The sequence below is a fragment of the Streptomyces noursei genome, from assembly GCF_001646665.1.
GTDB classification, from domain to species: Bacteria; Actinomycetota; Actinomycetes; order Streptomycetales; family Streptomycetaceae; genus Streptomyces; species Streptomyces lavendulocolor.
Window position 1 is genome coordinate 287,508 of sequence record NZ_LWBU01000279.1, and the last position, 23,196, is coordinate 310,703.

Genomic DNA, 23,196 nt, shown 5'->3' on the forward strand with positions numbered 1-23,196 from the left:
GAAGGAAGGGGCGACCACGGGCCGCCGCCGCCCCCGGCGACACGTCCGCCCCGCCGGGTGCGCGCTCAGCCGCCGGCCCCGCGCCATGCCCTCTCGCGCAGCAGCCGCAGGCCGTTGAGGCCCACGAGCACGGTGGAGCCCTCGTGGCCCGCCACGCCGAGAGGCAGGGGCAGATGCCCGGCCAGGTCCCAGACCACCAGGGCGCCGATGCACACCCCGGCGATCACCAGGTTCTGCACGACGAGCCGCCGGGCCCGCCGCGAGAGGGCCACCACCGCCGGGACGGCGGCCAGTTCGTCCCGTACGACGACGACGTCGGCCGTCTCCAGGGCCAGGTCGGAGCCGGCGCGGCCCATCGCGACACCGCAGTGCGCGGCGGCGAGCGCCGGCGCGTCGTTGACGCCGTCACCGACCACGAGCGTGCGCAGACCGGCGCGCTCCCCCTCCCGTACGGCCGCGACCTTGTCCTCGGGCAGCAGACCGGCCCGTACGTCCGTGATGCCGACGTCGTCGGCCACCCGGCGCGCGGCGCGCTCGTTGTCGCCGGTCAGCAGGACCGGCGCGGTGCCGCTGAGCCGGGTGAGCGCGGCGACGGCGTCCGCGGCCCCCTCGCGCAGCCGGTCGGCGACGCCGAGCACGGCGACGGGCACGCCGTCGACGGTCACCACGACGGCGGTCCGGCCGGCGGCCTCCAGGTCGCGGACGGCGGACGCCTGCGCCTCCTGCGCGGCGGGGACGTCCGGCCCGTCCTGTGCGGCGGGCGGCGGGGCCGCGGGGCGGCCCACCTCGACCACCCGGCCGTCCACGACGGCCCGCACGCCCCGGCCGGGCGCGGACGAGAAGTCGGTGGCCCGCGGCACGGTCAGGCCGCGCCGGCGGGCGGCGTCCACCACCGCGCGGGCGAGCGGGTGTTCGCTCGACAGCTCGGCGGCGGCGGCCAGGGCGAGGACCTCCGGCTCCGTGAACGGGCCGCCGGTCGGACGCACTTCGGCGACCCGCGGCGCGCCCTCCGTCAGGGTGCCGGTCTTGTCCAGCGCGACCCGGTCGATCCGGCCCAGCCGTTCCATCGCCACGGCCGACTTGACGAGGACGCCGTGCCGGCCGGCGTTGGCGATCGCGGAGAGCAGCGGCGGCATGGTGGCGAGGACCACCGCGCACGGCGACGCCACGATCATGAACGTCATGGCCCGCAGCAGCGTCGCGGTGAGGTCCGCGCCGAAGGCGAGGGGCACGGCGAACAGGGCGAGGGTCGCCACGACGACGCCCACCGAGTAGCGCTGTTCCACCTTCTCGATGAACAGCTGCGTGGGGGCCTTGGTCGCGCTGGCCTCCTCCACCATGGCGACGATCCGGGCGATGACGGACCCGGACGCGTCCTCGTCGACCCGTACGCGCAGCGCGCCGGTGCCGTTCAGGGTGCCCGCGAAGACCCCGTCGCCCGGCGCCTTGGGGACGGGCAGGGGCTCGCCGGTGATGGTGGCCTGGTCGACGTCGCTCGTGCCGTCGAGGACGGTGCCGTCGGCGGGCAGCCGCTCCCCCGGCCGTACGAGGACGGTGTCGCCGACCCGGAGGTCCGCGGCCGGGACCGTCTCCTCCCCGGATCCGGCCAGCCGTACGGCCGTGGCGGGGGCCAGGTCCAGCAGGCCGCGCACCGAGTCGGCCGTGCGGCGGGTGGCGAGGGCCTCCAGGGCGCCGGACACCGCGAAGATGACGATCAGCAGCCCGCCGTCCAGGTACTGCCCGATCGCGGCGGCACCCACCGCCGCGACCACCATCAGCAGGTCGACGTCGAGGGACCTCTCCCGCAGGGCCCGCAGTCCCGCCCACCCCGGCTCCCAGCCCCCGGCGAGGTAGCAGACGGCGTAGAGCGGTCCCCAGGCCCAGGCGGGCGCCCCCGCCAGGTCGAGCGGGAACGCGGCGAGGAACGCGGCGGCGGACAGCGCGGCCCAGCGGACCTCGGGCAGGGCGAACACCCTGGTCCGGCGGAGCGGTGGGGCGGCGGGGCCGGAGCGGGCCGCGGGCCTGGCGTCGAGCACCGGGGATGCCATGGGCGTACACCTCTTCACGGAGCGGCTGGGAGCACCACCATAGCGGAACACATGAAGAGGTCTTCATCCGTACGAGGGACACGCGGTTACGATGACCGGCATGGGACACGGAGTGAACGGTGAGACGACCCCGGCGGCACGCCTGGACGCGGAGTCGGCGGCCACCATCGCCGCCACGCTCCAGGCCCTCGCCACTCCGTCCCGGCTGATGATCCTCACCCGGCTGCGCCAGGGGCCGTGCGGAGTGACGGAGCTGGCCGAGGCCGTGGCCATGGAGCAGTCGGCGGTCTCCCACCAGCTGCGGCTGCTGCGCGCCCTGAGCCTGGTCACCGGCACGCGTCAGGGCCGGCGCATCGAGTACAGCCTGTACGACAACCACGTCGCCCAGCTCCTCGACGAGGCCGTGTACCACATCGAGCACCTCCGCCTCGGAGCGCGCGACCTCCCCGGATCCGCGGGGGATACTGGTCAGTCCTAGACGGACGACGCGAAGGGGCGCGCATGGCCGACCAGTTGGGTACAAGGCGCGGGGCACGGCACGCCGTGGTCATCGGCGGGAGCATCGCCGGACTGCTCGCGGCCCGGGTGCTCGCCGAGCACGCGGAACGGGTCACCGTCGTCGAGCGCGACCGCTTCCCGGAGGGGCCCGAACCCCGCGCGGGAGTGCCGCAGGCGCGGCACACGCACGTCCTGCTGGAGGGCGGGCAGCTGGCTCTGGAGCAGCTCCTGCCGGGCCTGGTGGACGAGTTGGACGAGCAGGGCGCGCCCCGGCTGGGCATGCCGCGCGACATGGTGCAGTGGCAGGGCGGCCGGTGGTTCCGGCGCACCGCCAGCACGGCCTACCTGTACACCGGCGCGAGGCCCCGGCTGGAACACCTCGTCCGGCGGCGGGTGCTGGCGGACCCGCGGATCACGGCGGTGGAGAACACCGACGCGGTGGGGCTGCTCGGCGACGCGGCCCGGGTGCGCGGGGTGCTGGTGCGCGAGCGCGGCGCGGGCGGCGGGTCCCGGCCGCTGGAGGCCGACCTGGTGGTGGACGCGTCCGGCCGCGGTTCGCAGGCGCCCCAGTGGCTGGCCGCGATCGGCGCCGAGCCCGCGCACGAGGAGACGATCGACACCGGCCTCGCGTACGCGACCCGGGTGTACCGGGACGGTTCCGACGGCGGCCTCGCCGACTGCCTCGGGCTCTACGTCGTCCCCAACGCCCGGCAGCCCTACGGCGGCGGGGCGCTGCCCATCGAGGGCGGACGGTTCCTGGTGACCCTCTCGGGGCTGCGCGGTGACGAACCACCCACGGACGGGGACGCGTTCACGGAGTACGCGAAGAGGCTTCCGCACCCGATCCTGCACGACTGGCTGACCCGGGCGCACCCCGAGTCGACCGTGCGCAGCTTCCGCCGGACGGCCAACGTGCGGCGGCGCTACGACCGGCCCGGGCGCCGCCCGGCGGGGTTCCTCGCCACCGGGGACGCGCTGTGCACGTTCAACCCGATCTACGGTCAGGGCATGGCGGTCGCCGCGCTCGGCGCGGTCGCGCTGCGCGACGCGCTGGCGGACCCGCGCAGGACGCCGACCACGCTGCGCGTGCAGCGCGCCCTGTGCCGGGCGTCCCGGCAGGCCTGGGACATCTCCGCCGGGTCCGACCGCACCATGCCGGGCGCCGTCGGCAACGCCACGGCGTCCCGGCCGCTCGACCGGCCCGCCGCCTGGTACCTCGACCGGGTGCAGGCGCGGTACACCGGTGACCCCGACGTGGGGCGGGCCTTCCGCTCCGTACTGATGCTGACGAGCCCGCTCTCCGCGCTGTTCGCCCCGCGGGTCGCCCGGGCGGTGCTCCTGCGGCCGGTGCCGGCGACCCCGGCGGAGCCGCCGCTGCGGCCGGAGGCCGAGGAGGGCGGCACCGGCTGACCGCACTCAGGGGCGCATGACGACCTTCACGGCGCCGTCCTGCTTCTGCTGGAACATCCTGTAGGCGTGCGGGGCGTCCGTCAACGGGAGGTGGTGGGTGGCGAAGTCGTCCACGCCGAGGGGGTCGTGGTCGGTGAGGAGGGGCAGGATGTCGTCGACCCAGCGGCGGACGTTGGCCTGGCCCATGCGCAGCTGGACCTGCTTGTCGAAGAGGGTCAGCATCGGCATCGGGTCGGCCGCCCCGCCGTAGACGCCGCTCAGCGAGATGGTGCCGCCCCGGCGCACCAGGGCGATGGCCAGGTAGAGGGCGGCCAGCCGGTCGGCGCCCACCTTCTGGTGCAGCCGGGCCGCCCACGCCTTGGGGAGCAGTCCGGCCGCGTTCTGCTGGGTGCGGGCGACCGGGCTGCCGTGCGCCTCGGTGCCGACGGCGTCGATGACGGCGTCGGGACCGCGGCCGCCCGTGCGGTCCTTGATGGCGTCCACGAGTTCGTCGTGGTCGTCGAACCCGCTCAGGTCGTACACCTCGACCCCGCGTTCCCGGGCGCGCTGGAGGCGTTCGGGCACGAGGTCGACGCCGATCACCTGGGCGGCGCCCTGGTGGAGGGCGATGCGGCAGCTCATGTCGCCGATCGGGCCGAGCCCGAGGACGGCGACCGAGCCGCCCGGCGGGACGTCGGCGTACTGCACGGCCTGCCAGGCGGTGGGCAGGACGTCGGACAGGTACAGGAAGCGGTCGTCCGCCGGGCCCTCGGGGACCTTGATGGGTCCGAACTGGGCCTGCGGGACGCGCAGGTACTCGGCCTGGCCGCCGGGCACCGCTCCGTAGAGCTTGGTGTAGCCGAAGAGCGCGGCGCCCATGCCCTCCTCGGTGACCTGGGTGGTCTCGCACTGGGTCGGCAGGCCCGAGGTGCACATCCAGCAGTGTCCGCAGGCGATCTGGAACGGGACGACCACGCGGTCGCCCGGCTTGAGGTGCGGAACCTCCGGGCCGACCTCCTCCACGATGCCCATCGGCTCGTGTCCCAGGATGTCACCGGGTGTCATGAACGGCGTGAGGACCTCGTAGAGGTGGAGGTCCGAGCCGCACAGCCCGGTGGAGGTGACCTTGACGATCGCGTCGGTCGGCTCCTCGATCCTGGGGTCGGGCACCGTCTCCACCCGTACGTCGCGCTTTCCCTGCCATGTCACGGCCCTCATCGTGCGCTTCCCTTCGCCGGTCTCCTGCGGGGGCGCGGCCACGGGTACCCGGGCGCCCGGCGGGTGAATCCGATCCGGCCAGAGTGCGACGGAATGCCGGGGACCCCCTTCCGTAGAGGTTTAGACCAATGATAGTGATTGATCACCCACACGGCACGCTCGACTACTGTGAGCGAAGGAAATTGAGGGTTGAACATGGCTGAGCCCCAGACCTCCGCGGCGCTCCCGCTCTATCTCCGGGTCGCCGCCGCGCTGCGCGACGACCTCACCCAGCGGCGCATCGCCCCGGGCGCCCGGCTGCCGTCCGAGCGCTCGCTGGTGCACCGCTTCCGGGTGAACCGGCACACCGTGCGCAACGCCCTGCAACTGCTGCGCGACGAACGGCTCGTGGTGACCGAACGGCGCGGGACGTTCGCCGCGGCGACCGCACCGGACGCCTCGGGTCCGGTCCTCGCGCCGGGTCTGCTGCGCTTCCCGTGCGGCACCGGCGGTCCGGACGCGGCGGCCGTGACGCGGCTCTTCTGGGAACCGGCCCCGACCGGCCTCGCCGAACGGCTGGGCCTGCCGCCCGGCGAGCCGTCGCTCGTCCACCGCCACCAGGTGCCGGGCACCGGGGGGACACCGGTGCAGGAGGCGGTGTCCCGGTTCTCCCGGTACGCGCTCTCCGAGGTGCCCGAACTCGCCCGCTACCGGCGCCCGGAGTCCTGGCCGGCCCGCCCCGACCTGCGGATGCTGTACCACTGGATGCACCGGGCGGGGCTGCGGCTCACCCGCCGGGAGTCGATCGGCGTCGGCCACGGCCCGGTCGCCACCACGTGCCTCACCGTGCACCGGGTGGTGAGCGACCAGCACGGCCATGTGCTGGAGGTGACGGACATCCGGTTCTCGCCCGACGCGGCCTCCTGGACCTACGAGTTCACCGGCTGAGACCGTTCGCGCACCGGGGCCGGGCCCGGCGGCGTCAGACGATGCCCTCCGACAGCTCCGCCTGCTCGCGGGCGGTGCCGTACGGGGCCGGGGTGCCGTAGGAGCGGCGGGCGACGTACCACCACGCGGTGGACAGGACGAGCACCACCGCGAGCGCGATCACGGCGTAGTTCATGGTGTCGATGGTCACCGGCGACTTCTGCGGCAGGCAGAACAGCACGGTCACCACCGCCACCCACACGACCGCCGTCCAGCCGACGGGCCTGCTCCAGCGGCCCAGTGACCAGGGGCCGGGCCGGAACCGGTCCCCGGCGCGCAGCCGCAGGTAGATGGGGATCGCGTACGCGGGAGTGATGCCGATGACGTTGATGGCGGTGACCGCGCCGTAAGCGGTGGCCGAGTACAGGGACGGCACGGCGAGCACCGCCGCGACGGCGACGGACAGCCAGACCGCCGGGACCGGGGTCTGGGTGCGGGTGCTGACCTTGCGCCAGAGCGCTGCCCCGGGCAGTGCGTTGTCCCGGCTGAAGGCGAAGACCATGCGGCTGGCGGCGGCCACCTCGGCGTTGCCGCAGAACAGCTGCGCCACAATCACCACCAGGAGCAGCGCGGTGGCGCCGCCGGAGCCGAGCGCGTCGAGCATGATCTGGGCGGGCGGTACGCCGGTGGCGGTGTTCTGCGTGCCGGCGTAGTCCTGGATGGCGAACGTCAGCCCGGCGAGCAGCGCGAAGCCGGCGAGCCAGGACACCCAGATGGCCCGCACGATGCCCTTGGCGGCGGAGACGGACGCGTTGGACGTCTCCTCCGAGAGGTGGGCGGAGGCGTCGTAACCGGAGAAGGTGTACTGGGCGAGCAGCAGGCCGACCGCCGCCACGTAGAAGGGGTTGGCCCAGCCGGTGTCGTTGACGAACTCGGTGAAGACAAACTCCGCCGACCGGTGCTGGTCGGGGACGATCGCGAGGGCTCCGACGATGACGGCGACACCGGTCAGGTGCCACCACACGCTGATGGAGTTGAGGACGCTGACCAGGCGCACGCCGAAGAGGTTCAGCACGGCGTGCAGCAGCAGGATGCACAGGAAGATCACGAAGGTGGAGCCGGGTGTCGGCTCGAAGCCGAAGCGCAGGTTGAGGAACGCGCCGGTGAAGAGCGCCGCGCCGTAGTCGATGCCGGCGATCGCGCCGAGCAGACCGAGCAGATTGAGCCAACCCGTGTACCAGCCCCAGCGGCGCCCGCCGAGCCGGTCGGCCATGTAGTACAGCGCCCCGGACGTCGGGTAGGCGCTGGTCACCTCGGCGAGCGCCAGACCGACGCAGAGCACGAAGAGGCCGACGCCCGCCCAGCCCCACATCATCACGGCCGGCCCGCCGGTACCGAGGCCGAAGCCGTAGAGGGTCATGCAGCCGGACAGGACGGAGATGACGGAGAAGCTGATGGCGAAGTTGCCGAAGCCCCCCATGCGGCGGGCCAGGACCGGCTGGTAACCCAGCTCCCTGAGCCGCTCCTCCTCGTCCGTGACCGGCGCCGGCCGCTCCGGACCGGCCCATAGGGTGCGGGACATGGCGCTACCTCCGAGTGGTGGGTGGTGTGGGGTGTCGGTCAGCGGGGGGCGTGCAGGCAGCGGGCGCGGGCGCGGGTGAACAGCTCCTCGGCCAGGGCCTGGTCGGCCGGATCGCGGGTGCGGTACGCCCACGGCTGGGGCGTGTAGTACGGGCCCAGCGCCTCGAAGACCCGGGCGGCGGCGTCGAACCGGAGGGCTCCCCACAGCGCGTGCGCCAGGTGGTTGAGGTCGAGGAGCGACTCGGCGGCCGGGTCGGCATGGTCGAACCAGGCCAGCAGGGCCCGCTCGGCGTCGCGCGTCGCGTCCTCGGCGACCCAGTGCAGGTCCAGGGCGCGCTCCTGGCCGCCGTCGCGGCGGTACCGCTCGACCCTGGCGTACAGCGGCAGGGCGTGCAGCGCCGAGCCCGGGGGCGCCGAAGCGGCGGCCCACTGGACGAAGTTGACGGCCTCCGGCAGGGACCCGCTGCCCGGGTGGCGGGTGTACAGGAACTGCAGCATCCGGTGGTAGGCCTCGCGGTTGTGCGGGTCGCGCTTGTCGGCCTCGGCGAGCAGGCCCCACGGCCCGGGCGGCAGCATCGGGCCGGGCGGTCGCTCCCGGTGCTCTTCCATGCTCCGGTCGCCGTCCAGGACGGCCAGGGCCAGCAGGCACACCCAGGGCACCGGGTCGGCGGGCGCCACGTGGGAGGCGTCACGGCACGCCTCCCAGGCGAGCCGCCACAGCTCCCCGGTGCGCGGGTGCCCCTCCCGGTGGGCGCGCAGGGAGCGCTCCACGGCGACCCTGGCGTGCATGACGGCCGCGGCGATGCTGTGGGGCTGCTCGACGCGCCAGGCCTGCACGACGTCGGAGCCCGCGGCGACTGCGGCCAGCACCTGGGTGCGGCGGGTCCACAGGGACCGGTCGGCGGTCCGGGCGGTGTCGGTCAGGAGCTGGGCCATCGACAGCCACCGCCCGGTGCGCAGGTCCTGGAGCACCCCGCGCAGGGCGATGTCGTGGCCCGCCGGGTGGTACACCGGCCGGAAGTCCTGGCCGGGCATCACCCCGTCCCCGTCGGTGGGCAGGCCGGTATCGGTGTGACGGTCATGGGTCCTCTGGGCGCACGGTGGGGGGTGCGGCCGGCGTGCCACGGGGAGCGGTCGTGACTCTCCTCGACTACCGGCCGTTGATCGGCGATCACTATAGGGCTCGACGGACGACCGTGGTCCATTTTCGAGCGAGAAACACAACGTTCCGCAACGTAAAGAACATTGATGAACCGTCAGTAGCGTGCGGAGCGGGCGTGCCCGCCCTCCGTGTCCGAACGGTCACGGTGGGCCTTGACGCCGGAGCCGGTCTGGACCACGCTTGATCGACGATCTTTCGGCGAGGTCTTCGCGCACGTTCGGGCGATCTCCTCGACGAAGCTTCGAGGGGCCTCCGGGCGGCTTTCGGACGCCTTCCGGCGGCTGTCGCACGCTGCGGGACGAACGGCGGCGGACGTCGGCGGACGTCCGTGCGCCACCGCGCACCACGGCGGACCACGACGCACCACGGCGATCTCCTCGCGGGCCGCGAACGACCGCGGTCCGTGAGAACACCACACGAACGGGAGTGGCGATGACGGGGCCCGTACTGGCCGTCGACCAGGGCACCTCGGGCACCAAGGCCCTGGTGATCTGCCCGGACCGCGGCGTCATCGGCTCCGCCACCGCCCCGGTGCGTCCCCGCCACCTGCCGGGCGGCCGGGTGGAGGCCGACCCGCGCGAGCTGCTCGACTCCGTCGTCGGCGCCGGGCGCCGCGCCCTGGCCGCCGCCGGGGAGCCGGTCGTCGCCGTCGGCCTGTCCAACCAGGGCGAGACGGTCCTCGCCTGGGACCCCGCCACCGGGGAGCCGCTGACCGACGCCATCGTCTGGCAGGACCGGCGGTCCGCGGACGTCTGCGCCGAACTGGCCCCGCACGCCGACCGGTTGCGGGAGGTCACCGGACTGCCCCTCGACCCCTACTTCGCCGCTCCGAAGATGGCCTGGATACGCCGGCACCTGACCCGTGAAGGCGTGGTGACGACCAGCGACGCCTGGCTGGTCCACCGGCTCACCGGCGAGTTCGTCACCGACGCGGCGACGGCCGGGCGCACCCAGCTGCTCGACCTGGACCGGGCCGCCTGGTCGCCCGAGGCGCTGGAGGTCTACGGGCTGTCCGGCGAGCGCCTGCCGCGGATCGTGGACGCGGCGGGCCCGGTGGGCACCACGAGCGCCTTCGGCCCCGGCGTACCGCTGACCGGCCTGCTGGTCGACCAGCAGGCCGCGCTGCTCGCCCAGGGCGCGACCGCGCCGGGCGACGCCAAGTGCACCTACGGCACCGGGGCGTTCCTCCTCGCCCAGACCGGCGACCGGCCCCGGCGCGGCGGATCGGGGCTCGTCGCCTGCGTGGCGTGGCGGCTCGCCGGGCGGACCGCCTACTGCCTGGACGGGCAGGTGTACACGGCCGCCTCCGCCGTGCGCTGGCTCACCGACCTCGGGGTGATCGGCGGGGCCGCCGACCTCGACCCGGTGGGGTCCTCCGTGCCGGACGCGGGCGGCGTCACCTTCGTCCCGGCGCTGGCCGGGCTCGCCGCCCCCTGGTGGCGCGGTGACGCCCGCGGTTCGGTGACCGGCCTCGGGCTGGACACGACGGCCGGGCACCTCGTGCGGGCCCTGTGCGAGGGGATCGCCGCGCAGGTGGTGGAGCTGGCGGGCGCGGCCGCGACCGACCTGGGCGCCCCGCTCGCGACCCTGCGCGTCGACGGCGGCCTGACCCGCTCGGCGCTGCTCATGCAGACCCAGGCCGACCTGCTCCAGCTGCCGGTGGAGGTGGCCTCGTCCCCGGACGCCACCGCCCTCGGCGCCGGTGCCCTCGCCCGCCTCGGCCTCGACCCGCTGCTGCCGCTGGGCGAGGTGGTACCGCGGTGGCGGCCGTCCGCCGTCTACGAGCCGCGCGTCTCCGCCGCCGAGGCCGCCGAGCGGATGGGCGCCTTCCGCGCGGCCGTGGCCGCCCTGCCGGAGCGCACGCCGTGACCCGGGCCGCCGCCGTGACCGGGGCCGCCGCCGTGACCCGGGCCGCCGCCGTGACCGGGGCCGCCCCGCCCGGCGCACCGTACGACGTGGTCGTGGTCGGTGCCGGGGTCGTCGGCTCGGCCATCGCCAGGGAGCTGGCCCGCTTCCCGCTGCGCACCGCGCTGGTGGACGCCGCGGACGACGTCGGCGAGGGCACGTCCAAGGCCAACACCGCGATCCTGCACACCGGTTTCGACGCCGTCCCCGGCTCGCTGGAGGCCCGGCTCGTACGGGAGGGGCACCGGCTCCTGACCGGCTACGCCGCACACACGGGCATCCCGGTGGAGCCGCTCGGCGCGCTGCTCGTCGCCTGGGACGAGGACCAGCTCGCCGCGCTGCCGGGGCTGGCGCGCAAGGCCCTGGCGAACGGGTACGGGGCGGCCCGGCTCATCGGCCCCGAGGAGCTGAGGGCCCGTGAACCGCACCTCGGGCCGGGGGCACTCGGCGCCCTGCACGTGCCGGACGAGAGCGTCATCTGCCCGTGGACGACCGTGCTCGCGTACGCCACGCAGGCCGTCCGCGCGGGGGTGGACCTGCTGCTGGGCCACCGGGTGCTGGACGTCCGGCCGGGGCACGAACTGGTGACGACCCGGGGCGTGCTGCGCACCCGGTTCCTCGTCAACGCCGCGGGCCTGCACGCCGACGAGCTGGACCGGCGGCTCGGCCACCGCGACTTCACGGTGCGGCCCCGGCGGGGCGAGCTGATCGTGTTCGACGCGTGCGCCCGCGGCCTGGTGCGGCACATCCTGCTGCCGGTGCCGACCGCCCGCGGCAAGGGCGTGCTGGTCTCCCCCACCGTGCACGGCAAGGTGCTGCTGGGGCCCACCGCGGAGGACGTGGACGACAAGGCGGCGACCGGGTCGACGGCCGAGGGCTTGGCGTTCCTCCGGGAGCGGGGCCGCCGGATCCTGCCCGCGCTGCTGGACGAGGAGGTTACGGCGGTCTACGCGGGGCTGCGGGCGGCGACCGAGGAGGACGACTACCGGATCGCCTGCCACCCCGGACAGCGGTACGTCACCGTGGGCGGCATCCGCTCGACGGGGCTCACCGCCTCCCTGGCCATCGCCGCCCACGTGGTCGGCCTGCTGACCCGCGCCGGGCTGGAGCCCGGCCCCGCGCGCGAGCTGCCCGCGGTGCGGATGCCGAACGTGGGCGAGGCGTTCCCGCGGCCGTACGCCGACGCGGAGGCGATCGCCGCCGATCCGGCGTACGGGGAGATCGTGTGCCACTGCGAGCGGGTGACGCGCGGCGAGATCCGCGACGCGCTCGCCTCACCGGTCCCGCCCGCCACGCCCGCCGGGCTGCGGCGCCGGACGCGGGCGGGCGCGGGCCGCTGCCAGGGGACCTTCTGCGGGGCGGCGGTCCGGGAGCTGTTCGAGGGGGCGCGATGACGGGCACGGGGACGACAGGGACGGGGGCCGGGACGACAGGCACGGGAACGACAGGGACGGGGACGGGGACGGGGACGGGGACGGCGGAGCGTACGGTCGACGTGCTCGTCGTCGGGGCGGGGCCCGCCGGACTGGCCGCCGCCGCCCGGCTGGCCGCCCGGGGCGCGGGCACCGTGGAAGTGCTGGAGCGGGAGCCGGAGCGGGACCTCGCGGGCGTCCGGCGGCGGGCGGACGCGGCGGTACGCGCCGGTGCGGTGCTCCGCGCCGGCGCGACCGCCACCGGCTGGTCCGGCCCGCTCACGCTGGACACGACGAGCCCGTCCGGCCGCGCGCGGGTCACCGCGCGGGCGGTGGTCCTGGCGACGGGTGCGCGGGAACGCCCGCGCGCTGCCCGCCTCGTGCCGGGGACCCGCCCCGCGGGAGTGCTGACCGGGGGCCAGGTGCGACGGGCGTTGGACCGCGGGCAGCCCGTCGGCACCCGCGCGGTGGTCGTCGGTGCGGAGCCGGACGCCGTGCGGGCGGTACGGACGCTGCGCGGGGCGGGCGTGCGGGTGGTGGCCGTGGTCACGCGGGAGCCGTGGCGCCGGCCGGGCGCCGTCACCGGGCGGCTGCCCGTGCTGCGCGGTACGGCGGTCGCCGAGGTCCTCGGGCGCGGGCGGTTGTCGGGCGTACGGGTGCGGCACCGGGACGGGCGCGGGACGACCCTGGCGTGCGACACCCTGGTCCTCACCGGCGACTGGGTCCCGGAGCACGAGCTGGCGCGGTCGGGTGGCGTGGCCCTGGCCGGGGGGACGCGCGGGCCGGCGGTGGACGGTGCGTCCCGTACGTCGGTGCCCGGCGTGTTCGCGGTGGGCGGCCTGGTGCACCCGGGCGGACCGGCCGGCGGGGCCGCCGCGGAGGGGCGGGCGGTGGCGGGGCCCGTGCTGGCCTTCCTGTCCGGTGCCGAGCCGTGGCCCGGGGCGGTCGTGCCCGTGGAGGGCGGGGCGCCGCTGCGCGGGTGGCGCCGCATCGCCGGCCGTTGGCGCGGCCCGTGGTGGTGACCCGGGACGGTGCCCTGCCGTGGGTCAGGGCGCGCTCAGCCCGGCGGCCCGCGCCGCCCGGCCGAGCACGTCCGAGAGCATGGCCGGGGTGAGCCGGCCGGTGAAGGTGTTGCGCTGGCTGACGTGGTAGCAGCCGAACAGTTCCAGGTCCGGTCCGCCGTCCGTGGCGGCCAGCGTGTGGTGCGCCCCGTGCGCGAACGCCGGCCGGGGCCGGGGCACCGACCAGCCGCCCGCGGCCAGCGCCGGCAGCGCGGCCTGCCAGCCGAAGGCGCCGAGGACCACGACGGCGCGCACCGTGGGGCGCAGCAGGCGCAGTTCACCGGCGAGCCAGGGGCGGCAGGTGTCGCGTTCGCCGGGCGTGGGCCGGTTCGCGGGCGGGGCGCAGTGGACGGGGGCGGTGACCCGTGTCCCGTACAGGCGCAGGCCGTCGTCGATGTCGGTGGAATCCGGCCGGCTGGCGAGGCCGACCCGGTGCAGGGCGGCGTACAGGACGTCCCCGGAGCGGTCGCCGGTGAACATGCGGCCGGTGCGGTTGCCGCCGTGGGCTGCGGGGGCGAGGCCGATGACGAGGAGGCGGGCGTCGTCGGGACCGAAGCCGGGCACGGGCCGCGCCCAGTAGTCCCAGCCGGCGTACGCCCGGCGTCCCTCGCGGGCCACCTGTTCACGCCAGGCGACCAGCCGCGGGCAGGCGCGGCAGTGCGTGACCCGCTCGTCGAGCGCGGCCACGGACGGGGCGGTGGCGGCCGCCCGTTCGGGGTATCCGGGCTCGTCCGTCCCGCCCCGGGGCCCTTCGGACACGGACATGTGACCTCTCGCTCCCTCGCTCGGGGTGATCGCTGCGGTACCGACGCTAACGCGCCGACCGGTGGGCAGACTTCCGGCATGACGGTGAAGCGAAGTGCCGGCCTGCTGCTGTTCCGCACCTCGGACGGGGGGCTGAAGGTGCTCATCGCCCACATGGGCGGCCCCCTGTGGGCGTCCCGCGACGCGGGGGCGTGGTCGGTCCCGAAGGGCGAGTACGGCGCGGACGAGACGCCCGAGGCGGCCGCGCGGCGGGAGTTCGTGGAGGAGCTGGGCCTGCCGGTGCCGGACGGGGAGCAGGTGCCGCTGGGCGAGACCCGCCAGGCGAACGGCAAGATCGTCACGGTCTGGGCGGTGGAGGCCGACCTGGACCCGGCGGCGGTGGTGCCCGGCACGTTCACCATGGAATGGCCGCGCGGGTCGGGGCGGACCCGGGAGTTCCCGGAGGTCGACCGTGTGGAGTGGATGTCCCCGGACCGGGCGGCATCCCGCCTGGTCTCCGGCCAGCAGGTGTTCCTGGAGCGGCTGGCCGCGTACGTGCGCGAGCGCGACGGGAGCTGATTGTCAGTGCCGTGCGCGAGAGTGGACGGCGGGGACGACACATCAACCGGTCGACAGGGAGCGAGAGATGACCACCACCCTGACCATGCCCGAGCGCGCCGCGGCCCAGGCGTACATACGCCTGCTGGAGGCGACCCGGGCGGTGCTCGCCGATCCGGTGCTCGCCCCGATGGCCGGCGCGTACCTGGCGTCACCGATGGCGGAGGCGGACGAGGCGCTGCGCCGCGCCGGCCTGACGGGCAATGAGGCGCGGCTGCTGCACCTGGTGTCCGTGCTGCGTTCAGCGGGCGGCGCCGCCTCCTCGTAGCCGTACGGGCAGGGTGCGCACGCTGTTGCCGACGAAGCTCGGGACGCGGGGCAGGCTCGCCTCGGGGACCGCGAGGTCCAGGTCCGGGAAGCGGGTGAAGAGCCGTTCGAGGGCGATGGTGGCCTCCATGCGGGCGAGCGGCGCGCCGAGGCAGTAGTGCGGCCCGTGTCCGAGGGAGAGGTGGCGGACGGCGGTGCCGCGGGCGGTACGGGTGATGTCGAACCGTTCGGCGTCGGGGCCGTGGGCGTCCTTGTCGCGGCCGGCCGCCGAGTAGCCGGCCAGGACGGGGGTGCCCGCCGGGACGAGCGTGCCGTCGAGGGTGAGGTCGCGCGTGGGGTAGCGGAAGGGGAAGTGGCTGACGGGGCTGTCCCAGCGGAGGGTCTCCTCGACCGCGTCGGCCCAGTGGGCGCGGCCGTCGAGGAGCAGGCCGAGCTGGTCGCGGTGGGCGCACAGGGCGCGGACGGCGTTGGTGACGAGGTTCAGGGTGGTCTCGTGCCCGGCGACGACCATCAGGAGCAGGGTGCCGATCAGTTCCCCTTCGCCGAGCCGGTCGCCGCCGGCGTCCCGGGCGGCGATCAGGGCGCTGGTCAGGTCGTCGCCGGGGGCCGCCCGCCGGGCCGCCACGACGGCGCCGAGGGTCTCGGCCATCTCCTGGTTGGCGGCCGTCACCTCCTCGGGGCCGATGTCGGTGGAGACCACCAGGCTGGACAGCCGGTGGAGCCGGTCGTGGTGTTCGTCCGGCACGCCGAGCAGTTCGCAGATGGTGCCAAGGGGAAGCGGCAGGGCGAGATGGCGGCGCAGGTCGGCGACGCCGTCGCCGGCCCGTGCGGCCCGGTCCAGCCCGTCGAGGAGCCGGGCGGTCAGCGCCTCGACGCGGGGCCGCAGTTCCGCCACGCGCCGCGCGGTGAAGGCCTGGCCGACGAGCGACCGCAGCCGCCGGTGGTCGGCGCCGTCGGCGGTGGTCATGCCCGGGACGGTGGCGAAGGTCCGCAGCGGCCAGCCGGCGGGTATGCGCCCGTCGCGCAGGGCGGTGAAGTGCTCGGCGCCCTTGGCCACGTCCGGGTGGGTGAGGAACCGCTTGAGCGCCTCGTGGCCGACCACGGCCATGCCGGGTACGTCGCCTGGGAGGACGACGGGCGCGACGGAGCCCTGGGCGAGGAGCCGCGCGTTGGCCGCGTGCGGGCAGCCTCCGGCGGAGTCCATGCGGTGCGGTCGTGCGGCGTTCATGAGCGGTCTCCTGTCCGTCGCCGCCGTGCCCCGGTGGCACGGACGGGCGTCCTGGGCGGGTCCTGCCGTGCGGGCGGGCGCCGGGCCGCGGCCGGGTGGCTCGTCAGCCCTCCACCCAGCCGTGCGCGCGGGCCAGTTCGGTGACCCGGGTGCGGACGCGCTTGAGCTGGGCGGTGGTGAGGGTGCCGTCGGCGTCGATGAGGACCTCGGTCAGTTCGGCCTGGAACTCCGCGGTGGACAGCACGTCGAGCGTGTCGTCGTCGGCGTCGTCCCGCGGCACCGGGACGGCGGCGGCCGCCGGGCGGCGCGGGGGCTGGTGGACGAGCCGGATCTCGGACGCCTTGGGGCCCTTGTCGCCCATCTCCAGGTAGAACTCGACCTCCCGCCCGGCCTGGTACAGGTACTTGTCGTCGACCAGGTCGTTCGCGTGCATGAAGACGTCCTCGCCGCCTTCCCGGGGCACGATGAACCCGTACCCGCGGACCTCGTCGAACCGCAGGATCTTGCCCATCATCAGCACAGCCGTACCTCCACGCCCACGCGCCGCTCCGCCACCCGTACGGGTCCTGGGCCCGCTCGGCCCGGCGGTGAATCTACCGCCGTTCGGCCCCGCCCGGCAGCGCCCCGGCGGGTGCCGTCCGGTGCGCCCGGACCCCGGGCGGCGCACGGTGGGCACCGAACGAGACGGGCACCGGGACCGGGCGCGGCGGCACGGCGGCACGGCGGCACGGCGGCACGGCGGCACGGCGGCACGGCGGCACGGCGGCGGTGGACGTCCGGCCGGGGCGCGGCGGTGCCGGTCATCCGCACGCCACGACACACCGGTGGTCGCCGCGCTGCGTCGCGCCGGGGGCGGCATGGTGGGGAGGGACCGACCCGCACCCGCCGGTGGCACACCGAGCGCACCGAGACCCAAGGGGATTGACATGCCGATGATGCGCCGGGCACGCGTGTCCGACCACCGCGCACTGGTCGAGTGCGCGCACAGGTGGGCCGGCCGGTCGCCGGCGCCGGCCGGCCCCCGCGGGCCGTCGCTGATCCTGCCGAGACTGTTCCTGCAGTTCTTCGCGGGTACGAGCCTGGTGGCGGAGGACAGCACGGGGGTCAAGGCGTTCCTGATCGGCCTCCACTCGGCCGACAGCGAGGAGGTCGCCTACATCCACTTCGTGGGGGTCGACCCGGTGCTGCGCGGGCGCGGCCTGGCACGCGGCCTGTACACGGCGTTCTTCGAGCGGGCCGCCGAGGCCGGCAGGCGGGAGGTGCGGGCGGTGGCCGCCCCGGGGGACGGCGCGGCGGTCGCCTTCCACCGGGCCATGGGGTTCGGCGTGGTGGAGGGCGACCACGAGGTCGAGGGGATGTCCGTGCACCGGGACCACGACGGCCCCGGGCAGGACCGGGTGTGCTTCCGCAGGACGATCGGCGCCGGGACGTGACGGAGCGGGCCCGGGAGTCCCGAGCCCGCTCCCGCTAGCCGTCCTTCTCGCGGATCGGTGTGCGGCCGGCCGTCCTGGTGACGCCCTGGTGCTCGCGCACGCGGCGTACGGCCCACTGCTGATCAGGGCTGCCGCGGCGGTGGCGGCAGTCGCCCCTTCACCGTCGGGCGGCCGCCGACCCGCGCGCCTGAGCTCCGGACCCCTCGCGGCCCCTGGCCGGCCCGGTCCCGCACGTGGCCCGCTCCCGCGACCCGGCGCCCGGCCCGCCGGGACGGCGCGGGGCCGGACCCGGGACCACGGTCCGGGCCGGCCGCCCGGCACGGGGGCGACGGACCCGGTCCCGCCCGGCCCGCGGCCGCGTGGCCGATCTCCGCGACGGCGCGCCCTCCGTGTCATACGATCACGCCCGGCGGCCGCGTCACCGGCGTCACCCCCGGCGCCGCCCGAAGGCCGCCCACGCGCCCATGGAGGTCAACCGTGACGAGGACTGCCGGCGGCAAGCGACGCGCCCACCGCACCCGTACCGTCTTCACCGCCGGCGCCGCGGCGGCCGGTCTGCTGTTCGTCGCCACCGGGTGCGGCAACGGCGACGAAGGACCCGGCGAGGCCGCGGGCGGGGTGCCCGTGGTCGAGAAGGGCAAGCTGACGACCTGCACCCACCTGCCGTACCCGCCCTTCCAGTTCGAGCAGGACGGCAAGATCGTCGGCTTCGACGTGGCGCTGATCGACCTGGTGGCGAAGGACCTCGGGGTCGAACAGGAGATCCTCGACACCCCGTTCGAGAACTTCAAGACCGGTGCGTTCCTCAACTCCGGCGAGTGCGACCTGGCCGCCGCCGGGATGACGATCACCGCCGACCGCAAGAAGAACGTCGACTTCTCGGTGCCCTACTTCGACGCCACCCAGGCCCTGCTGGCGAGCAAGAAGAGCGGGGTGACCACCCTCGCCGAGATCAAGGAGAAGAAGCTGAAGCTCGGCGCCCAGGCCGAGACGACCGGCGAGAGCTACGCCAAGAGCCAGGGGTTCGACCCGGTGGCGTTCGAGAGCTCCGACGCCGTGCTCAACGGCCTGCGCACCGGACAGGTCGACGCCGTCGTCATCGACTACCCCGTCGTGCAGGGCTGGCTGAAGGACAAGGCCAACGCCGACGCCTTCGCCCTCGGGCAGAACATCGAGACCGGGGAGCAGTACGGCTTCTCCGTCAAGAAGGGCAACACCAAGCTGCGCGCCGCGATCGACAAGGCGATCACCGACGCCCGGGCCGACGGCACGTACAACAAGATCTACGAGCAGTGGATCGGCCCGCTGCCCAAGGGCCAGTCGTGACCTCACGGCTGACGAGGCGCCAGCGGCGGAGGATCTCGCAGGGCGTGCAGTACGCGGTCTTCGTCGCCGTCGTCGTCGTGATCGCCGTCCTGGCCGACTGGGACCGTCTGCAGAACCAGTTCGCACAGGCGGACCTGGCCGAGCGGCTCTTCCCCGACATCATCACCATCGCCCTGCGCAACACGGTGGTGTACACCCTCTCCGGCTTCGCCTTCGGCCTCGTGCTGGGCCTCGTCATCGCCCTGATGCGACTGTCGTCGGTGGCGCCCTACCGGTGGGCCGCGAGCGTCTACATCGAGATCTTCCGCGGCCTGCCCGCCCTCCTGATCTTCATCTTCGTCGGAGTGGCCGTCCCTCTGGCGTTCCCCGGCACGGAGATCCCGGGCGGCACGTACGGCAAGGTCGCCCTCGGTCTCGGGCTGGTGGCCGCGGCGTACATGGCGGAGACGATCCGGGCGGGCATCCAGGCCGTGCCCCGGGGGCAGATGGAGGCAGCCAGGTCGCTGGGCTTCTCGCACGCCCGTGCCATGGTGTCGGTGATCCTCCCGCAGGCGTACCGGATCATCATCCCGCCGCTCACCAACGAACTGGTGCTGTTGTTCAAGGACTCCTCCCTGGTGCTGTTCCTCGGAGTGACCCTGGACGAGCGCGAACTGACCAAGTTCGGCCGTGACCTGGCCAGCCAGACCGCGAATTCCACGCCCATCCTCGTCGCCGGCCTGTGCTACCTGCTGGTGACGATTCCGCTGAGCTTCGTGGTGCGCCGCCTCGAGGCCCGTACCGCCAGGGCCAAGTGAGGACGCCGATGCCGACACCGTACGAGATCGAGATCCGCGGCCTGCACAAGTCCTTCGGCGACAACGAGGTGCTGCGCGGCATCGACCTGGAGGTCGCCACCGGTGAGGTGGTGTGCGTCATCGGGCCGTCCGGCTCCGGCAAGTCGACGCTGCTGCGCTGCGTGAACCTGCTGGAGGAACCGACCCGGGGCCAGGTCTTCGTGGGCGGCACCGAGGTCACCGACCTGGACGTCGACATCGACGCCGTACGCCGCCGGATCGGCATGGTGTTCCAGCAGTTCAACCTCTTCCCGCACGTGACGGTGACGGAGAACCTCACCCTGCCGCAGCGACGGGTGCTGGGGCGCGCCAAGGGGCACGCGGCGAAGGTCGCCCGGGAGAACCTGGAGCGGGTGGGGCTGGCGGACAAGGCGGACGCCTATCCGGCGCAGTTGTCGGGCGGGCAGCAGCAGCGGGTGGCGATCGCGCGGGCGCTGGCGATGGGCCCCGAGGTGATGCTGTTCGACGAGCCGACGTCGGCGCTCGACCCCGAACTGGTCGGTGACGTGCTGGCCGTCATGCGGATGCTGGCGGCGGAGGGCATGACCATGATGGTCGTCACGCACGAGATGAGCTTCGCCCGCGAGGTCGCCGACCGGGTGGTGTTCATGGACGAGGGCCGCATCGTCGAACAGGGCCCGGCCGCGCAGGTCGTGGGCGATCCGCGGCACGAACGCACCCGGAACTTCCTGACCCGCATCCTCGACCCGGCCGCCGCCGACCCGCCCGGCCCCGAGGAGGCGCCCTAGGGCCTGTGTGACGTCGTGATCGATCGGCTGCCGGGCGGAGAGCTGGGGAGTCTCCTTCGAGCCCGATGCCGGACGGATCACCGCGCAGCCCACGGAACCGGACCAACGCTCAGCACCGGTACGAGTCGAAGTCCCCTGAGTCGGGCCTTGCGGCACGCTCTGGGCTTTCCAGGCAGACGGGCGGGGCACATGATGGCGGCATGGCTGCCAGCGAGGATCTGCTGTGGGACGCGGACGACAAGAGCATGCAGATGGTTCCGCGGCTCCGGCGCATCGGGGTGACGGTCGGCTGCCTCGGCTTCTTCGGCCTGCTGATGTGGACGGACTCGGATGCCACATGGGTCCTCTACGCAGGTGCCGTCTATCTGCTCGGGGAGGTCGCGTACTGGGGGTGGGACCGACGGCGTCTGGTCGAGGCGCGCATCGTCCCGGGTGGAGCCGGCGGCCCGGCCAGAGTCCGCCTCCGCCGCGTCGGTGGACGGACCACCGAACACGACCCCCAGCACGTCACCCGCGTCGTCCTCATTCACGACAACGTGCACGACCTGGCAACACTCCGCCTGAACGTGCACGGCAGGCGGCGCCTCTCCGGCCGCCCGGCCCGCCCCCCGGCCCTCACGACCTGGCGCCAAACCTGCCCGAAAGCCGAAGTCAGCGACAGAGCCGCCCGATGGGGCATGCCAGGAATCCCCGACTAGGTCCTGCGTGACGTCGTGATCAGGCGGTTGGGACGAACCACAACGGCCGGCACCGGCGGTCCGCGGCGAGATGAACCTTGCTCGTCAACCCCCTCGGGACCTGCCGGAGCCGGGCTTCCTCCAGACGCGACCTGCGTCGTCGCCTGATGCGCCGCCGCTCTTCCCGGCCGGGGTCGTCGCTTCCCGGCCGAGCCCGGTTCGTGGCGTGCTGGTGGGCCAGCTTGATCGTCCAGTGGACCGGGAACCTCCAGCCGATCCCGTTGATGGAGTCCGCCTGGGCGGTCAGTCGAGCCAGAACCGTGTCCCAGGTGCCGTCGGCAGCAGGCGCATGCGCCCGGTCACCGAGGCTGGTAAGCGGTGGCCAGCACGGAGACGGTGACCTGGTCCGGCAGGACGCTGCTGTCATTCAGGTCTGCACGGCTCACGTGGCGTGCGCTCGGCGTCATCGCGACCAGGTTCAGGGCATCCAGCTTGGTCAAGGACGCGCGGTACTCCACCTGTTCGGTAACGGCGACCTCGAAGAACGGGTTGAGCGCCCGGTCCAGGCGCTGTTCCTTGGCCGGGTCGATCGTGACCATCGCAGGCACCTGCCCGCGCAGCTCGGCCAGGTGCCGTCCGGTGGGTCGGACCACGATCAGCCTGCCGGTCGGGCGCAGGACGCGGCGGAACTCGGCCGGGTTGCGTGGGGCGAACACGTCCAGCACGACATCGGCCGCCTCGTCGGCCAGCGGGAAGGGACGGAAGACGTCCCAGGCCACCGCGGCGGCTCGGTCGTGGGCACGGGCTGCCAAGCGCAGTGCGCGCACCGATGTGTCCAGCCCCAGACCACGGACACCGGGCAACTGGTCGAGTACGCCGGCCAGGTAGTAACCCGTGCCGCACCCCACGTCCACCACCGTGCCCTGCTCGGACACGGCGTCGGCCGTCAGGCGGGCCCCGACTTCGCGAATGGGCGCGTAGGTGCCGGTCGGCAGGAACCGGTCGCGATCCTGGACCATGGCTGCGTCATCGCCGCTGGTGGCACGGGTGCCCTTTCAGTTCGCCAGCTTCGCTGCGTAGATCCAGTCGTGGCCGTCGTATCCAGTGCCGTCGAGGTGCTCCGCTCGTGTCAGGCCGGCGCGGATCGCCACGCGCTGGGAAGCGGTGTTGGCCGGCCGGACGCGGGCGATCAGCGGCAGGTCGGGAACATGGCGGGATGCCCAGGTGGTCACCGCGGTGGCGGCTTCGCCGGCGTAGCCCTGGCCCCAGGCCGAGGTGGCGAAGCGGTAGAAGAGGTTAAGGACCTTCATGCCCTGCAGTTCCATGGGCTTGATCCCGCAAAAGCCCAACTGCTGATCGGAATCGTGGCGCCGGGCAACCCAGTACCCGTATCCGTATCGCTGCCACTGCTCGTTCCAGCGTCGATACAGCTCCCTGGCCTCGTCGGGCCGGGCGAGCGCATCGGAGGGGTTGTGCAGGCACGTCTCGGGATCATGGTGGATTGCAAAGATTGCATCGATATCGGCTTCGGTCGGACGCCGTAGCGATAGCCGAGCCGTCTGCAGTTCATCGGCCTTCGGGTTCCGGTCACTCATGTGAAGATCGTAGAGCTGGCTCAGTCCGCCCTGGCGGGGTACTTGGTCCAACTGCGGATCGAGGAGTCGGGCGCGAAGGCGGTCTTCGATTCGGCGCGTGCGTTGCGCCGGCGGACGTAGGCGGCGATGGCGGCGTTCTGCTCGCTGTGGCTGCGGTGGTCGGTGCCGTTGAGCGCGAAGTGGCGCAGCGCCGCGAACTCCGCTTCGATCCACGATCAGGCAGATGAGCACCACGATTGCCCGGCGGAGTTCGACCGGGTCCTTCGCAGTCCGGCTGATCCGCTGCAGCCTACGACCCTCGTCGATCGTGGCCGGCCGGACGAACACACTCGATCGACGCCCCACGACCACCTACAAGATCAGGTCTTGGAGACAGTCTGCTGGCTGACGCGCAGTGGGTCGATTACCCGGCCAGGGCTGCGTGGCGGGCCTCTAGGGAGTGTCCGCAAAGTATCGGCGTCCGCCCGGAGGGCGGGGGTCGCGGTGTCCGGTGCGTGCGATCGCAAGGCGGAGGAGGGAGCCATGGTGACCGACGACAACGCC

General features: G+C 74.3%; 21 protein-coding genes and 1 pseudogene. 13 read left to right on the plus strand and 9 right to left on the minus strand.

All coding sequences use genetic code 11. The features are described from left to right. Positions 1-65 precede the first annotated feature (65 nt). On the minus strand, positions 66-2,048 hold the full coding sequence (locus tag A4V12_RS19985) for a heavy metal translocating P-type ATPase (protein WP_064070714.1): 1,983 nt from the start codon (positions 2,046-2,048) through the stop codon (positions 66-68). Between the two features lie 100 nt (positions 2,049-2,148). On the opposite strand from A4V12_RS19985, the gene A4V12_RS19990 reads away from it, so the two are divergent. Together A4V12_RS19990 and A4V12_RS19995 are read left to right on the plus strand one after the other, a co-directional pair. Next, on the plus strand, positions 2,149-2,526 hold the full coding sequence (locus tag A4V12_RS19990; protein ID WP_064070948.1) for an ArsR/SmtB family transcription factor: 378 nt from the start codon (positions 2,149-2,151) through the stop codon (positions 2,524-2,526). Between the two features lie 23 nt (positions 2,527-2,549). After that, positions 2,550-3,956: an FAD-dependent oxidoreductase gene (locus tag A4V12_RS19995; RefSeq protein ID WP_064070715.1), complete on the plus strand. Its 1,407-nt coding sequence runs from the start codon at positions 2,550-2,552 to the stop codon at positions 3,954-3,956. Positions 3,957-3,962: 6 nt separating this feature from the next. Here the strand turns inward: A4V12_RS19995 and A4V12_RS20000 are convergent, their stop codons facing one another. Next, entirely contained in the window at positions 3,963-5,153 is a 1,191-nt protein-coding gene (locus A4V12_RS20000) for a zinc-dependent alcohol dehydrogenase (protein ID WP_064070949.1), read from the minus strand. A 195-nt stretch (positions 5,154-5,348) separates the two neighbouring features. Between A4V12_RS20000 and A4V12_RS20005 the strand changes: the two genes are divergently transcribed. Beyond that, the gene (locus A4V12_RS20005; protein WP_064070950.1) at positions 5,349-6,080 is read left to right on the plus strand and encodes a GntR family transcriptional regulator; all 732 of its coding nucleotides are present in this window, start codon (positions 5,349-5,351) and stop codon (positions 6,078-6,080) included. 34 nt (positions 6,081-6,114) lie between these two features. On the opposite strand, the gene A4V12_RS20010 is transcribed toward A4V12_RS20005, so the two are convergent. Further along, positions 6,115-7,641: an amino acid permease gene (locus A4V12_RS20010; RefSeq protein WP_064070716.1), complete on the minus strand. Its 1,527-nt coding sequence runs from the start codon at positions 7,639-7,641 to the stop codon at positions 6,115-6,117. 38 nt (positions 7,642-7,679) lie between these two features. Beyond that, positions 7,680-8,675, minus strand: a complete 996-nt coding sequence (locus tag A4V12_RS20015; RefSeq protein WP_064070717.1) for a hypothetical protein — start codon at positions 8,673-8,675, stop codon at positions 7,680-7,682. A gap of 559 nt (positions 8,676-9,234) precedes the next feature. Here A4V12_RS20015 and A4V12_RS20020 point away from each other — a divergent pair. From A4V12_RS20020 to A4V12_RS20030, 3 genes are all read left to right on the plus strand, one after another. Beyond that, positions 9,235-10,671, plus strand: a complete 1,437-nt coding sequence (locus A4V12_RS20020; protein ID WP_064070718.1) for an FGGY family carbohydrate kinase — start codon at positions 9,235-9,237, stop codon at positions 10,669-10,671. Between the two features lie 32 nt (positions 10,672-10,703). Continuing rightward, positions 10,704-12,101 (plus strand): FAD-dependent oxidoreductase, encoded by a 1,398-nt coding sequence (locus A4V12_RS20025; protein WP_064070951.1) that lies wholly within the window; start codon positions 10,704-10,706, stop codon positions 12,099-12,101. A 101-nt stretch (positions 12,102-12,202) separates the two neighbouring features. Then, positions 12,203-13,141 (plus strand): FAD-dependent oxidoreductase, encoded by a 939-nt coding sequence (locus tag A4V12_RS20030; RefSeq protein WP_064070719.1) that lies wholly within the window; start codon positions 12,203-12,205, stop codon positions 13,139-13,141. A 24-nt stretch (positions 13,142-13,165) separates the two neighbouring features. On the opposite strand, the gene A4V12_RS20035 is transcribed toward A4V12_RS20030, so the two are convergent. Continuing rightward, positions 13,166-13,945: a uracil-DNA glycosylase gene (locus tag A4V12_RS20035; protein ID WP_079137168.1), complete on the minus strand. Its 780-nt coding sequence runs from the start codon at positions 13,943-13,945 to the stop codon at positions 13,166-13,168. A gap of 78 nt (positions 13,946-14,023) precedes the next feature. Between A4V12_RS20035 and A4V12_RS20040 the strand changes: the two genes are divergently transcribed. Together A4V12_RS20040 and A4V12_RS20045 are read left to right on the plus strand one after the other, a co-directional pair. Beyond that, a complete protein-coding gene (locus A4V12_RS20040; protein WP_064070720.1) occupies positions 14,024-14,503 on the plus strand; it encodes an NUDIX domain-containing protein in 480 nt (159 codons plus the stop codon). Between the two features lie 67 nt (positions 14,504-14,570). Then, positions 14,571-14,810 carry a hypothetical protein gene (locus tag A4V12_RS20045; RefSeq protein ID WP_064070721.1) on the plus strand — a complete coding sequence of 80 codons (240 nt, stop codon included), beginning with the start codon at positions 14,571-14,573 and terminating at the stop codon, positions 14,808-14,810. Here A4V12_RS20045 and A4V12_RS20050 read toward each other — a convergent pair. Together A4V12_RS20050 and A4V12_RS20055 are read right to left on the minus strand one after the other, a co-directional pair. Next, positions 14,784-16,037 (minus strand): cytochrome P450 family protein, encoded by a 1,254-nt coding sequence (locus A4V12_RS20050; protein ID WP_064070722.1) that lies wholly within the window; start codon positions 16,035-16,037, stop codon positions 14,784-14,786. The two genes, A4V12_RS20045 and A4V12_RS20050, sit on opposite strands and share 27 nt — an antisense overlap. A gap of 103 nt (positions 16,038-16,140) precedes the next feature. Then, positions 16,141-16,557 carry a cold shock domain-containing protein gene (locus A4V12_RS20055; protein WP_064070723.1) on the minus strand — a complete coding sequence of 139 codons (417 nt, stop codon included), beginning with the start codon at positions 16,555-16,557 and terminating at the stop codon, positions 16,141-16,143. 406 nt (positions 16,558-16,963) lie between these two features. Here A4V12_RS20055 and A4V12_RS20060 point away from each other — a divergent pair, with 406 nt between their 5' ends. From A4V12_RS20060 to A4V12_RS36945, 5 genes are all read left to right on the plus strand, one after another. Continuing rightward, positions 16,964-17,470, plus strand: coding sequence for a GNAT family N-acetyltransferase (locus A4V12_RS20060; protein WP_064070724.1), 507 nt, complete (start codon positions 16,964-16,966; stop codon positions 17,468-17,470). A gap of 477 nt (positions 17,471-17,947) precedes the next feature. Beyond that, positions 17,948-18,796, plus strand: a complete 849-nt coding sequence (locus A4V12_RS20065) for an ABC transporter substrate-binding protein (RefSeq protein ID WP_079137169.1) — start codon at positions 17,948-17,950, stop codon at positions 18,794-18,796. Then, positions 18,793-19,593, plus strand: a complete 801-nt coding sequence (locus tag A4V12_RS20070; protein WP_064070725.1) for an amino acid ABC transporter permease — start codon at positions 18,793-18,795, stop codon at positions 19,591-19,593. Before A4V12_RS20065 ends, A4V12_RS20070 begins: the two co-directional genes overlap by 4 nt. A gap of 8 nt (positions 19,594-19,601) precedes the next feature. Continuing rightward, the gene (locus A4V12_RS20075; RefSeq protein WP_064070726.1) at positions 19,602-20,381 is read left to right on the plus strand and encodes an amino acid ABC transporter ATP-binding protein; all 780 of its coding nucleotides are present in this window, start codon (positions 19,602-19,604) and stop codon (positions 20,379-20,381) included. Positions 20,382-20,581: 200 nt separating this feature from the next. Continuing rightward, a complete protein-coding gene (locus A4V12_RS36945) occupies positions 20,582-21,079 on the plus strand; it encodes a hypothetical protein (RefSeq protein WP_064070727.1) in 498 nt (165 codons plus the stop codon). Between the two features lie 338 nt (positions 21,080-21,417). On the opposite strand, the pseudogene A4V12_RS20085 reads toward A4V12_RS36945, so the two are convergent. Then, positions 21,418-22,110, minus strand: a pseudogene (locus tag A4V12_RS20085) (methyltransferase domain-containing protein); the annotation flags it as partial. A gap of 3 nt (positions 22,111-22,113) precedes the next feature. Continuing rightward, on the minus strand, positions 22,114-22,653 hold the full coding sequence (locus A4V12_RS20090) for a GNAT family N-acetyltransferase (RefSeq protein ID WP_064070728.1): 540 nt from the start codon (positions 22,651-22,653) through the stop codon (positions 22,114-22,116). Between the last annotated feature and the right edge of the window lie 543 nt (positions 22,654-23,196).